The organism is Thioalkalicoccus limnaeus (assembly GCF_041197575.1).
Lineage (GTDB): Bacteria > Pseudomonadota > Gammaproteobacteria > Chromatiales > Chromatiaceae > Thioalkalicoccus > Thioalkalicoccus limnaeus.
On the sequence record NZ_JBDKXB010000033.1, the window covers coordinates 1 to 12,951 of the forward strand.

General features: G+C 66.2%; 11 protein-coding genes and 1 pseudogene. 4 read left to right on the top strand and 8 right to left on the bottom strand.

Going from position 1 to position 12,951, the window contains the following annotated elements; genetic code table 11:
- The 6 genes and pseudogenes from ABC977_RS16120 to sodB form a co-directional block, all read right to left on the bottom strand.
- Window positions 1–603: pseudogene (locus ABC977_RS16120) on the bottom strand (thiol reductant ABC exporter subunit CydC); the annotation flags it as partial.
- Window positions 600–2,378, bottom strand: coding sequence for a thiol reductant ABC exporter subunit CydD (gene cydD, locus ABC977_RS16125; RefSeq protein ID WP_369668305.1), 1,779 nt, complete (start codon window positions 2,376–2,378; stop codon window positions 600–602). The gene cydD and the pseudogene ABC977_RS16120, both read right to left, overlap by 4 nt.
- Entirely contained in the window at window positions 2,333–3,337 is a 1,005-nt protein-coding gene (gene cydB / locus ABC977_RS16130; RefSeq protein ID WP_369668306.1) for a cytochrome d ubiquinol oxidase subunit II, read from the bottom strand. Before cydB ends, cydD begins: the two co-directional genes overlap by 46 nt.
- A 5-nt stretch (window positions 3,338–3,342) precedes the next feature.
- Window positions 3,343–4,755 (bottom strand): cytochrome ubiquinol oxidase subunit I, encoded by a 1,413-nt coding sequence (locus tag ABC977_RS16135; protein WP_369668307.1) that lies wholly within the window; start codon window positions 4,753–4,755, stop codon window positions 3,343–3,345.
- A 165-nt stretch (window positions 4,756–4,920) separates the two neighbouring features.
- On the bottom strand, window positions 4,921–5,820 hold the full coding sequence (locus tag ABC977_RS16140) for a sirohydrochlorin chelatase (RefSeq protein ID WP_369668308.1): 900 nt from the start codon (window positions 5,818–5,820) through the stop codon (window positions 4,921–4,923).
- A gap of 52 nt (window positions 5,821–5,872) precedes the next feature.
- Window positions 5,873–6,454: a superoxide dismutase [Fe] gene (gene sodB / locus ABC977_RS16145; RefSeq protein ID WP_369668309.1), complete on the bottom strand. Its 582-nt coding sequence runs from the start codon at window positions 6,452–6,454 to the stop codon at window positions 5,873–5,875.
- Between the two features lie 337 nt (window positions 6,455–6,791).
- Between sodB and ABC977_RS16150 the strand changes: the two genes are divergently transcribed.
- The 3 genes from ABC977_RS16150 (at window position 6,792) to grxD (ending at window position 10,552) form a co-directional block, all read left to right on the top strand.
- Window positions 6,792–8,351 carry a hydantoinase B/oxoprolinase family protein gene (locus tag ABC977_RS16150; RefSeq protein WP_369668331.1) on the top strand — a complete coding sequence of 520 codons (1,560 nt, stop codon included), beginning with the start codon at window positions 6,792–6,794 and terminating at the stop codon, window positions 8,349–8,351.
- Window positions 8,352–8,353: 2 nt separating this feature from the next.
- Window positions 8,354–10,147 carry an N-acetylglutaminylglutamine amidotransferase gene (locus ABC977_RS16155; RefSeq protein ID WP_369668310.1) on the top strand — a complete coding sequence of 598 codons (1,794 nt, stop codon included), beginning with the start codon at window positions 8,354–8,356 and terminating at the stop codon, window positions 10,145–10,147.
- A gap of 63 nt (window positions 10,148–10,210) precedes the next feature.
- Complete coding sequence (grxD, locus tag ABC977_RS16160) at window positions 10,211–10,552, top strand: Grx4 family monothiol glutaredoxin (RefSeq protein WP_369668311.1); 342 nt, start codon at window positions 10,211–10,213, stop codon at window positions 10,550–10,552.
- A gap of 114 nt (window positions 10,553–10,666) precedes the next feature.
- On the opposite strand, the gene rnt is transcribed toward grxD, so the two are convergent.
- Complete coding sequence (rnt, locus tag ABC977_RS16165; protein WP_369668332.1) at window positions 10,667–11,338, bottom strand: ribonuclease T; 672 nt, start codon at window positions 11,336–11,338, stop codon at window positions 10,667–10,669.
- Window positions 11,339–11,616: 278 nt separating this feature from the next.
- Between rnt and ABC977_RS16170 the strand changes: the two genes are divergently transcribed.
- Window positions 11,617–12,363, top strand: a complete 747-nt coding sequence (locus ABC977_RS16170) for an MlaA family lipoprotein (protein ID WP_369668312.1) — start codon at window positions 11,617–11,619, stop codon at window positions 12,361–12,363.
- A 62-nt stretch (window positions 12,364–12,425) separates the two neighbouring features.
- Here the strand turns inward: ABC977_RS16170 and cowN are convergent, their stop codons facing one another.
- Window positions 12,426–12,716: a N(2)-fixation sustaining protein CowN gene (gene cowN, locus ABC977_RS16175; protein WP_369668313.1), complete on the bottom strand. Its 291-nt coding sequence runs from the start codon at window positions 12,714–12,716 to the stop codon at window positions 12,426–12,428.
- Between the last annotated feature and the right edge of the window lie 235 nt (window positions 12,717–12,951).

Genomic DNA, 12,951 nt, shown 5'->3' on the forward strand with positions numbered 1-12,951 from the left:
CTCGCGCACCTCGGCGGCGGCGCGTGTGCGCTCCTGACCGGCCTTCCGTCCGAGCTGCATGGCGAGCGCCGGCAGCAGGGTTCCGGCGACCAGCAGCGGAACCAGGATCCAGATGACCGTGGGCGGGGCTAGCCAACCGAGGAATACAGCACCCGCGAGCAAGACCAGGAACCCGGTCAGCGTCGGCGTGATGACGCGCAGGAACAGGCCGTCGAGCGTGTCGATGTCGCCGACCAGGCGCTGGAGCAGATCGGCCGAGCGATAGCGGGCCAGGGTCCCCGGATCGAGCGGCGTCAGGCGCTCGAACAGCCAGGTGCGCAGATCGGCCAGGTGCCTGAGCACCGCCTCGTGATTGACCAGGCGCTCGCCGTAGCGGGCCAGGGTCCGGGTCACGGCGAAGGCGCGGATGCCCCCGGCCGGCCCGAACACATCGAGTCCGATGATCAGGCCGAGCCCGGCGAGGGCCGAAGCGGTGATGAACCAGCCGGATAGCGCAAGCAGCCCGATCGCCGAGCCGAGCGCGAGGATCGCAAGCCCAAGCCCGGCGGCGAACCAGGGCAGCCGCGGGACCGCAAGGCGAACGAAACGCCAGAGGTCGCTCATCGCGTGGACCTTCGATCCGCGACGACGCGCCCGTCGCGGACCTCGACGACCCGGTCGGCCCAGGCGCGCAGCGGCGGGTGGTGACTGGCAATCAAGATGGTCGCGCCGGTGGGTGCGGCCTGCATCAGGGCCGCGATGACCTCGGCCTCGGTCTCGGCATCGAGGCCGGCCGTCGGTTCATCGAGCAGCCACAGTGGTGCCTGTTTGAGCGCGGCACGGGCGAGCGCCACCCGCTGGGCCTCGCCTCCGGACAGCCCGAAGCCGCGTTCGCCGATCGGCGTGTCGAGCCCATGCGGCAGGCTTGTCGCGAAGCCCATGACGCCGGCCGCCTTGGCCGCTGCCGCGACGGCCTCCGGCGGGGCCGCGAGTGCGGCGAGGCGGATGTTGTCGGCGAGCGTCGCCGGGAACAGATACGGGCGTTGACCGACCCAGGCGACCTGGCGTGCCGGGTCGGGGGCGGTGCCGTCGATCGAAACAGCGCCTCGGTCCGGCTCCACGAAGCCCGCGAGCAGGTGCAGGATCGTCGACTTGCCGGCACCGCTCGGACCGACGAGGACCAGGCGCTCGCCCGGCTCGATGACGAGGCTCAAGTCGTCCAGTGCGATGCGTGTGCCTCCGTCGAAACGGACGCCGACATGATCGAACCGGACCCGGACCCCCGGTCCAGCCGGACGCGACGGCCGCGATGGGTTGAGCGGTGGCGCTGGCCGGTGCAGCCACGGCAGCAGGACTTGCGCCGCGCCGAGCGCCCCGGCCCGGTCATGATAATGCTGTGCCAGTTGCCGTATCGGCTGAAAGAAATCGGGGGCCATCAGCAGGATGAACAGACCCGAGAAGAGGGTCAGGTCGGTGGCCGGGCGCCAGGTCAGAAAGCCGAGCAGGCCGAAGCCGATATAGATCGCGAGCAGCGCGATCGCAACGGCGCTGAAGAATTCGAGTACGGCCGCGGACAGGAAGGCGACCCGCAGGACCTTCATGGTCCCGACGCGGTAACCGTCGGCCGCGCGTCGCACCTCGGCGACGACCCGATGTTCGGCATTGTGGAGCCGTAGCGTCGTCAAGCCCTGGAGCCGATCGAGGAAATGACCGCCCAGGCGCGCGAGCGTGGCCTGCTGGGCCTGGCTGATCTGCTCGGCGCCGAACCCGATCAGCATCATGAAGAGCGGAATCAGCGGGGCCGCGAACAATAGGATCAGAGCCGCCAGCCAGTCTTGGGTCAGGGTCGCGAGCAGGATACCCACCGGCACCAGCACGGCGATCAGGCGCTGCGGCCGATATCGCGCGTAGTAGGCCCCGACGGCCTCGATCTGTTCGACGACCGCGGCGGCGAGCTCGCCGGCTGGCCGGTCGGCCAGTCGCACCGGACCCAGCCGGGCCAGGTGGTCGTAGCAGTGATCGCGCAGGCGGCCCTGAATGCGCAGCGCGGCGGCCTGGCCGAGGGTTTCCCGGACCCAGCCGAGCAGCGCGCGCGCGATCATCACGGCGGCGAGTCCGGCAAAGGCCCCGCCGAGGGCCGCCGGGGCGATGCCGTCGCCGATCGCGCGATCCAGAATGAACGCGATCAGCCCGGCTTGCGGGATCACGAGGAGCCCGGCGATGAGGCCGGCCGTCGCGGTCAGCCGCAGCGACCAGCGTTCCTGCCCGATCTGCGCATCCAGCCATTGGCGGGCCTCGGCGGTAGGGATCTCGGTCCCCCGGGCAGTGGGCCCGGGGGGCGCTGGCGGCCTGCTCAGTGGTACCCCTCGTCGGCGCGCACCTTGCCGCGGAACACCCAATAGGTCCAGGCCGTGTAAGCGAGGATGATGGGTATTACGAACAGGATGCCGATCAGCGTGAAGAGCTGTGAATCAGGCGACGAAGCGGCGTCCCAGAAGGTGTGTTCCGGCGGGACCGCATAGGGCCACATGCTGATCAAGAGCCCCGCGAAGGCCAGCACGAACAGGATCATGGTCGCGAGGAAGGGCGTGCCTTCCTCGCGCCGGTTCAGGCTTCGCCACAGCCACAGACCGACGAACACGGCCAGCGTCGGGAAGATCCACAGCACCATCGCGTTGGCCAGCCAGCGATCCCAGATATGCGGATGGCCGAAGGCCGTCCAGAGGCTGACGATGACGTAGACCGCGAGGACCGCGAGCACGAGACGGCGGGCGACTCGGTAGGCCCAGTCCTGCAGTTCGCCCTCGGTCTTCAGGATCAGCCACGTGGCTCCGAGCAGACAGTATCCGGCCACCAAGCCGAGGCCGGTCATCACCGTGAAGGGTGTCAGCCAGTCGAGCGGTCCGCCGACATAGGAGAAGCCCTCGACCTCGAAACCCTGGATGTAGGCCCCGACGACGGCGCCCTGTGCGAAGGACGCGACCAGCGAACCGAAGAAGAAGGCCCAGTTCCACGGCCAGCGACCCTTGCGGCTCGCCTTGAAGCGAAACTCGAAGGCGACGCCACGGAAGATCAGCCCCGCGAGCAGCAGGAAGACGCCGATGTAGAGGGCCGGCAGGAAGACCGCGTAGATCAGCGGGAAGGCCGCCAACAGGCCGGCGCCGCCGAGGACCAGCCAGGTCTCGTTGCCGTCCCAGACCGGCGCGACCGAGTTCATCATCACATCGCGGTGTTCGTCGTTGCCGACGAACGGGAACAGGATCCCGACTCCCAGGTCGAAGCCGTCCATCAGCACATACATGAAGACCCCGAAGCCGATGATCGCGATCCAGATCAGCGTCAGATCGATCAGTTCCATGTCGATTACCTCGCGGCGTCGGTGGTGGTAGTGCGATCGAGCGGCTCGTCGACGGCCGACAGCGGTCGCTTCGCGTGTGCCCCGGCCGGTCTTTCGGACAAGTCCACCGTGTCAGGACCCTTGCGGATGATCTTGACCAGGTAATAAAGCCCGGCGAGAAAGACCACCGCGTAGGTCGCAATGAACCCGATCAATGTGAACAGCGCCATGCCACCCGTCAGCGAAGGTGTCAGCCCCTCCGAGGTGCGCATCAGGCCGTACGACAGCCAGGGTTGGCGGCCGACCTCGGTGACGAACCAGCCGGCGAGGACCGCGACGAAGGGGAAGGGGACCATGAAGCCGGTCAGTCGCAGGAACAGGCGGGACTCGGCCAGGCGGCCGCGCCAGGTCAGCCAGGCCCCCCACAAGGCCATCACGATCATGACGAACCCGATGCCGACCATGATCCGGAAACCCCAGAAGACGACCGGCATATAAGGGCGATCCTCCGGCGCGAACTCTTTGAGCCCTTCCACGCGGCCATCGATCTCGTGGGTCAGGATCAGACTCGCGAGTTTCGGAATGCCGATCTCGAACGCGTTGCGCTCCTCGGCCTGGTTCGGGATCGCGAACAGCAGCAGCGGTGCCCCATCCTGGGTCTCCCAAATTCCTTCCATCGCGGCGACCTTCGCCGGTTGATGCTCGAAGGTATTGAGCCCATGAATATCGCCGACGATGAGTTGCGCGGGCGCGGCGAACGCGAGCATCACCAGGCACATCTGCAAGGCCTTTTTCGAGGCTTCCGGCGTGCGGCCGTTCAACAGATACCAGGCCGATACGCCCGCCACGACGAAGCCGCCGGTCAGGAAGGATGCCAGCGCGACGTGGAAGAACCGCGGCACGAACGACGGATTGAAGATGGCCTCGCGCCACGACGTCAGATAGAAGATGCCGTCGCGCAGTTCGACGCCGGCCGGGGTCTGCATCCAACTGTTGGCCGACAGGATCCAGAAGGACGAGACGAAGGTGCCGAGTGCTACCATGCACGCGGCGAACAGGTGCGTACCCCGTGGCACCTTGTCGCGACCGAACAGCAGGATCCCGAGGAAGACCGCTTCGAGAAAGAAGGCCGTTACGACCTCGTAGGCGAGCACCGGGCCCAGGAAATTCGCGCTCGCGTACGAGAAGACGCTCCAATTGGTGCCGAATTGGAACGACATGACGATGCCGGATACGACGCCCATGCCGAAGACCACGGCGAAGACCTTGGTCCAGAAGCGGGATAACTGTTCGTAGGCGGGATTGCCGGTGCGATACAGCAACGCCTCGAGCAGCGCGATGTAAGAGGCCAATCCGATCGTAAAAACCGGAAAGATGGCGTGGAAGGAGACGACGAAGGCGAATTGGATTCGCGATAACAGAAGCGGATCAAGATCCACGGTAGCTTGCTCCCATGTCAGCCTTTGCGTATTCGTGGTCCCGGAGACATCGGGACGCCGGCGTGCATCGGACTCTGGCGCAGGCGAGAACCGAGCGGGCTTCTCGGGGCGCGCGCTTCTTCATCGTTCTCGCCTGCCGACGTGGAACATAGCACTTTCAACGCGTCATCGACAGACGGCCGGTGGCGATGTCGACCCCGTCTTGACGGAATCCTGATTTGGCTCAGGTGCGCTGGAAAACTCGGCGTCGACACGGATTCGATCGGCCAGAAGATCGATCAGGAGCGGATGCTGCCCGACCAGCTCCGTGGTCACGATTCGGAGCCCAGACTGGGTGCGTTCGGCGGTTCGGCGCATCCCATCGATATCACCGCCGGGTCCCGCGTGACGACCGGCCGACAAGAACAGCAGTGACAGGAAGATCGGCGCTGACCGGTCCTCGCAGGCGAGCCGCGCGAGGGCCTCGTCGAGGCGTTCCCCGTTGAAGTCATAGGCTGGCCCGGGTCGCCGCTCCATGACCGCTTCATCGACTCTCGCGCCCGGCCCTAGCGCGCGGCGCAGGCCAGCGGCGAGCCAGCGCCGGACCGCGTTGACCTCTGGAATCGGCGAGCCATGGTCGACGAGCAGGACCCGTTTCGGTGGGCACCCCGTCTCGCGGGCGGCCCGCTCGATATTGTCCAGCAGGATCCTCAGCAGTCGCGGCTCGCCGTCTGGCAGCGGGCACAGCGTCGGTGCGGCGCGGAGCCTGAAGGCGCCATGTTCGTTTTCCGCGTCCTTGACGCACTCCGGGATGTAGTGGGTCAGGGCGCGGCTCTGGCCGAAGAAGAGCGGGATCACGAAGAAGTCGCGATCCCCGCCAGCGAGGCGCCGAGCGAGGAAGGGTGCGAAGGTGTCGGCCGGCACGCCATCGAGCTCGGCGGCTGGGGTCCGGTCGGCATGCAACAGCGAGACGGGGTGGACGGTAACGCCCACCCGCTCGGTCAGGGCACTCGCCAGACGCCGCAGGTCTCGTGTGGCTGATGCCCGCGACGAGCCGTTGTCGACCAGCAGAATCGTCGGGCGCATCGATTCGGGTTCGCGGCGCCGCGAACGGCCCGTCTCGCCGGACCGGTCTCGATCAGGTCGCGTAGTTGGTCGCGACGAAATCCCAGTCGATCAACTTCCAGACCTCGTCGAGATACTTGGGACGCGCGTTGCGGTAATCGATGTAGTAGGCGTGTTCCCATACATCGATCGTCAGCAATGGCTTCCTGCCGCTGGTCAGCGGTGAGTCGGCATTGGAGGTATTCATGATCGCGACGCTGCCATCGTCGTTCTTGACGAGCCAGGTCCAGCCGGAACCGAAGTTGGTCGCGGCCGACTGACTGAACTGCTTCTTGAATTCGGCGAAGGAGCCGAACGCGCGGTCGATCGCGATCGCCAGCTCGCCTGTCGGCTCGCCGCCGCCGTTCGGACTCAGACAGTGCCAGTAAAAGGTATGGTTCCAGACCTGGGCGGCGTTGTTGAAGATGCCGCCGCCAGCCTTCCTGACGATCTCTTCGAGTGGCATCGACTCGAACTCGGTGCCGGGGATCAGGTTGTTCAGATTCGTCACATAGGTCTGATGATGTTTCCCGTAGTGGAACTCGATCGTCTCGCGCGAGATCACGGGCTCCAACGCATCTTGTGCATAGGGCAGGGCCGGCAGTTCGTGGGGCATCGCAGGACTCTCCTCTTCTGATGGGTGTTCTGTGTTCCCCAACATAGGCCCGAAGCGCCGAACCTCAATCGCATCGCGCGCACCGCGTCGAAGCAGGTGTGCCTCCGACCCGTCGTGATGACGGGTTGCGGAAGCGCGAAGCAAGGCGGGCTGGCGGCGGCTTAACCCACTCCGTGACCGCTCGTGCGACATCGCAGGCGGGCGTCAAGACAAGTCAGATGCTGAGAAAGGCGACCGAAATTGCCTCGCAGGGGGATTGGCAAGGGTGCCCGGAATCGGTGACCATCGACAGCCCGTTCCCCGACGGCCCCTTGCGGGCGGCGAGATCCAGATGGCGATGAATCCGATCGAACTCAGTCTCTTCAGCAGCCGGCTGGCAGCCGTCTGCGACGAGATGGGCGTCGTGCTGCGCAATGCCGCCTTCTCGACCAATATCCGTGACCGTCTCGATTTCTCGTGCGCCGTCTTCGATGCCAACGGCGGGCTATGCGCGCAGGCGGCCCATATCCCGGTCCACTTGGGCAGCATGGCCTTCGCGATGGCGGATCTGGTCGCAGGCCAGGACTGGACCCCGGGGGACATGGTGATCGTCAACGACCCCTATCTCGGTGGCACCCATCTGCCCGATGTGACGCTGATCGCGCCGGTCTTCGTCGCCAGCGAGCGGGTCGCGTTCGTCGTCAATCGCGCCCACCATGCCGATATCGGTGCGACGGCCCCGGGCTCGATGCCGGTCTCGCGGACGCTGCACGACGAGGGGCTGGTGATCCCACCGAGCCACCTGATCCGCGCGGGGACCCTGGATCAGGAACACCTCGCCAGGCTGATCGGCGCGATGCGCAACCCGACCGATGCCCAGGGCGACTTCATGGCCCAGGTCAGCGCCAACCGTTGCGGTGTGGCTCGCCTTCGAGAATGGGTCGAGCGACAAGGCGTCGCCGTGTTCCAGGCCGGTCTGGGCGAGCTCGATGCCTACGCGGAACGCCTGGCGCGCCAGCTCATCGGCGCCCTGCCGGATGGGATCTATCGGTTCGTCGATGTGATGGATGACGATGGCCAAGGCCAAACCGACATCCGGCTCGAGGTGGCGCTCGAGATCGCCGGGGATCGGGTCTCGGCCGATTTCACCGGGACCGCCGCGCAGGTCCCCGGCAACATCAACTGTCCGTTGTCGGTGACCGCGGCGGCCGTCTACTACGCGTTTCGCTGTCTGATGCCGGCACAGACGCCGGCCTGCGCCGGCGCCTTTCGGCCGATCCGATTGTCCGCGCCGCCCGGCAGCCTGCTCAACGCCCGCTTCCCGGCCGCCGTCGCGGCGGGCAACGTCGAGACCAGCAATCGGGTCGTCGACCTGGTACTGGGCGCGCTCGCCCAAGCCATCCCGGAGCGGATCCCGGCGGCCAGCCAGGGTACGATGAACAACCTCGCGATGGGCTCGGCGGACCCCGCGGCGGGCTGGGACTACTATGAGACGCTCGGCGGCGGAATGGGGTCGGGAGCCGAAGGCGGGGGTTGGTCCGGCGTCCAAACCCACATGACCAACACGCTGAACACGCCGGTCGAGGTGTTGGAAACGCGCTTCCCGTTGCGCGTCACGGCTTACGGTGTTCGTCGTGGATCGGGTGGTGCCGGGCGTCGACCTGGTGGCGATGGCCTGGTCCGCGAGTTCGAGTTTCTGGCCCCGGCCGAGGTGACCCTGTTGACCGAACGGCGCTGCCACGGTCCCTGGGGGCTGGTCGGCGGTGGCGCCGGCGCCGTCGGGCGGAATTGGCTCGATGGGCAGCCCCTTCCCGCCAAGGTCGCCCTCCAAGTGGCGCCGGGCGCTCGCCTGCGGATCGAGACGCCCGGCGGCGGCGGATGGGGCGACGCCGGTCGCGGCGTCCCGATGGAGTCTTGATCATGTGCGGCATTGCTGGAGAGTTGCGTCACGACGAGGGCCCGGCGGATCTGGCGGCGATCGCCCGGATGATGGACGAACTGTTGCCGCGCGGTCCCGATCACGCCGGCAGCTACAGCGACGGTGTCCTCGGGCTGGGTCATCGACGCCTGGCCGTCATCGATCTGTCGGTGCGCTCGAACCAGCCGATCGTGGACAGCGAGCTCGGGCTGGCGCTGGTCTTCAACGGGACCATCTACAACTATCACGAGCTGCGGCGCGAGCTGATCGCGCGGGGCTATCGTTTCTTCTCCGATGGTGACGGCGAGGTCATCTTGAAGGCCTGGCATGCGTGGGGCGAGGCGAGCCCGACCCGTCTGCAAGGCATGTTCGCGTTCGCCGTCTGGGATCTGAACCGGCGGTGTCTGTTCCTGGCGCGGGATCGGTTCGGCATCAAACCCCTGTACTGGACGCAGGATCGCCGCCGGTTTCGCTTCGCGTCCTCGCCGCAGGCCCTGTTGGTGGCCGGTGGGGTCGACACCCGCCTCGATCCGGTCGCGCTTCATCACCTGTTTACGCTCCATGCCGTCGTTCCGGCACCCCGGACCATCCTGACCGGGGTGCGCAAGCTCGCGCCTGGCCATTGGCTGCGCGTCGAGACCGACGGGCGTTACAGCGAAGGGCGCTACTGGTCGCTGGACGCGACCCGTCCGGTCCCGGAGCCGAGCGAGGGCGAGTGGCTGGAGGCGATCGACGAGGCGCTGCGTGCGGCGGTGCAGAGCCACAACGCGATCGCCGACGTGCCGGTCGGCGTGCTCCTGTCCGGCGGGCTCGATTCCAGTCTGTTGGTCGCGCTGTTGGCCGAGGCCGGGGTCGGGGATCTGCACACCTTTTCGGTCGGCTTCGAAGACACACCGGAGGAGGCCGGCAGCGAGTTTCATTACTCGGATCAGGTCGTCGCCCGCTACCGTACGCGCCATCATCGTTTCCTGGTGCCGAATGCCCAAGTGCTGCGGCGTCTGCCGGAGGCCGTCGACGCGATGGCCGAGCCGATGTTCGGTCAGGATGCGGTCGCCTTTTACTTGCTCGGCGAGCAAGTCTCGCGCGAGATCAAAGTGGTCCAGTCCGGGCAGGGCGCCGATGAGGTCTTCGGCGGCTACTTCTGGTATCCGCGGATGCAGGCCGAGACCGAGGGCACACCGCTCGAGCGCTTTCGCCGCCACTACTTCGACCGCGACCATGACGAGTACCGGCGTTTGATCGATCCGGCCCTGGCCGGGGACGACCACAGTTCGGCGCTGATCGCCGAACGCCTCGCCGAGCCGGGCGCCGATGAATTCCTCGATGCCGTGCTGCGTCTCGATGTGACGACGCTGATCGTCGATGATCCGGTCAAGCGCGTCGACAACATGACGATGGCCTGGGGGCTCGAGGCGCGCGCGCCCTTCCTCGACCACCGCCTGGTCGAGGTGGCGGCGCGCTGTCCGCCGGCGCTGAAGCTTCGCGACGGGGGCAAGTACCCGCTCAAGGTCATGGCCCGCGGCCGCCTGCCGGACGCCGTCATCGATCGGCCGAAGAGCTACTTCCCGATGCCGGCGCTGAAATACGTGCGCGGCGATTTTCTCGCGATGATGCGCGATCTGCTCGACTCGCGGGCCTGCCGCGAGCGTGGTCTGTACCAGCGCCCCTATCTCGAGGAACTGCTCGCGGCACCGGATCGGCATCACACCCGGATCCTCGGCAACAAGCTGTGGCACCTGTCCCTGCTCGAGCTCTGGCTGCAGCGCCACGTCGATCCGCTGCGCGAAATCCCTTGAAAAACGGGTTGGCGTCCCGAGATCCAAGGCCACTTTCCCAGCCAGTCTCAGACGAGGTAGCCGATGGATGTCCTGGAGCGGATCGACCAGCAGGTCAAGAACAACCCGGTCGTGATCTACATGAAAGGGACTCCGGAGTTCCCGCAGTGCGGCTTTTCGATGCGGGCCTCGGCCGCGCTGCGGGATTGCGGGGTGCCCTTTGCATACGTCAATGTCCTGCAGGATCCCGACATCTTCGAAAACCTGCCGCGCTATGCCGACTGGCCGACCTTTCCGCAGATCTATATCGCCGGCGAGTTGGTCGGCGGTTGCGACATCACGGTCGAGCTCTACGAGAGCGGCGAGCTCAAAAGGATGGTCGAGACCGCCGTATCGAGAACTGACGGGACTGACCCCAACGCCTAGTGGTTCCCCGATGGCCGGTAGCGAATCCTGTCCCGGCTGCTCGGCGCAGGAGCTCATCGTTCCCCCGGCTCCTGCCGTGCTCGGCCGCACGCGACGATACCGACGCGACCTCCGTCAGTTCGCGGCAGCCGTGACCGGGTCTTCGCTGGATTGCCACTGGCGCAGCGGGTCGAGCGCCTGCCAGCGGTTGACGATCCCGCAGAACAGGCGTGCTGTCTGTTCGGCGTCGTAGACGGCGCCATGGGCCAGGCTGTTGTCCCACCCGAGACCAGCGGCCAGCGCGGCCTTCGCCAGCACCGTCTGACCGTAGACGAGACCGGCGAGGCTGACCGTGTCGAACACACTGAACGAATGAAACGGGTTGCGCTTGAAGCCGGTTCGTTCGACCGCCGCCTTGATGAAGCTCAGGTCGAAGGCGGCATTGTGGCCGACGAGGATCGCCCGGTTGCAGCCGGCCTTCTTCACGGCTTTGCGGATCGGGACCAGGATCCGGTTCAGCGCGTCTCGCTCGGCGATCGCGTCGCGGAACGGGTGGTGCGGATCGATCCCGTTGAAGGCCAGCGCCCGCTGGTCGATCTCGGCGCCGAGAAAGGGCAGGACATGGCAAGCGATCGTCGGCGAAGGCGTGACCCGTCCTTCGCCGTCCATCCGCACGATCACGGCGGCGATCTCGAGCAGGGCATGGCGCTGCGGATCGAAACCGGCCGTCTCCACGTCGACGACCACGGGCAGAAACCCACGGAAGCGCCGGGCCATCAGGGGGCTGTCGTCGTCCTCGTTTTTCATCACGGGAGGATAAAGGTTGGCGCGGGTGGACGCCACCTCGACCGCGTTCGATCGGCACCCCGTACCATGGCGAGGCCTGTCGCTAAACACACCGTCTGACTCGCCTTTTCGCCCGCCTTCCGTATCGTGACGGCCGTCACCCAGCTGAGCTGTGCTCTTGCGACCGCTCGTTGACGATGAGCGAGTTTTCGGCGTCATCCGGTAGGTTTTTCTTCGGCAATCGCCTAACATCGCCGTCTTGACAGCATGGCTGGGCGATCAATCTATAAGGATCGAGCATGAAAGCGGGTGTCTCCATTGGCCTGTGCAGTCTGTTAACCTTGTTGGCCGCGTCCGGCTGCGCGACGATCCCGCCGGAGCTGCGGGACCCGCGTGATCCCTGGGAGCCCTTCAACCGGGGTGTCTATCGGTTCAATACCGACTTCGACAATGCCTTTTTGAAACCGATCGCGAAGGGATACCAGGCGGTGACCCCGGAGCCGGTCGATCGGGGCATTACCAATTTCTTCGCCAACATCGCCGATATCCGGTCGGCGGTCAACAACCTGCTCCAATTCAAGCTGACCCGTGCGAGCAGCGATGTCGGGCGCATCGCGGTGAACAGCACCGTTGGTCTCCTCGGCTTCATCGATGTCGCCAGCAACATCGGGATCCCGAGTTACAAGGAGGACTTCGGGCAGACGCTCGGCTATTGGGGCTACAGTTCCGGACCTTTCGTGATGCTGCCGCTGCTCGGTCCGAGCAGCGTCCGGGACACGATCGGGTTGGGCGGCGATATCGCCGTCGACCCATTCTTCAGTATTCGGGAACGCGAAGTGCTCTGGGGCGCCGTCGGGCTGCGCGTCGTCGACGCCCGCGCCGACCTGTTATCGGCCGAAGCGGTGTTCGACGAAGCCGCGGTCATGGATCCCTATGGCTTCCTGCGTGATGCCTATTTGCAGCGGCGTCGCTACCTCGTCCATGATGGCAACCCGCCGCCCGATGAGTTCGAGTTGGAGCTCGAATCCTGGGGCGAGGAAGAATAGCGCTGTTCGGGGGAATGGTGCCGAAGACCGGCCCCTGCGGTCTTCGTCCGTCGTCTAGATCATCAACAGCACTCGTGCTCGACGCGCTCGAGCAACCGCAGTGCTGTGTCGTTGGCCGTCTGCTCGAACAGTTCGCGCAGGCTGTTGACCTGGCTGCCGACGAAGTACAGCTCATCCTGGCCGCGGTGTTCGATCTCGGCTAGCTTCTTCCTGAAGTAGTCATGCCACGCAGACCTCTCGTCGAGGCGCCCGAGGCTGGCGTGAATCGCCGCGACGAGACGTCGCGCGCACTCGTCGCATTCGTTGCCCGCGAAGCTGACATAGCGGTCGATCTGTACGGCGGAACTCGGCACGGCTGGGATCCTTGGGATGGCGAATGGATGTCGTAGGAGCGACAAAGGCCCCTGGCTTGCAAGGACGGCGACAAACCGAAACCCCGTGCCGGGGATCGAGATCGGCGGAATTCCGGCACATATCGGTGCGGGCACGGGGCTTCGGTCGTTGCGCAAAGGCCCATAAGCAAAGGCCGCGCCATTCCCCCACCGCCAGGCCATGGTGGCGAGTCAGACCGGCGATAACCGTCGGCCT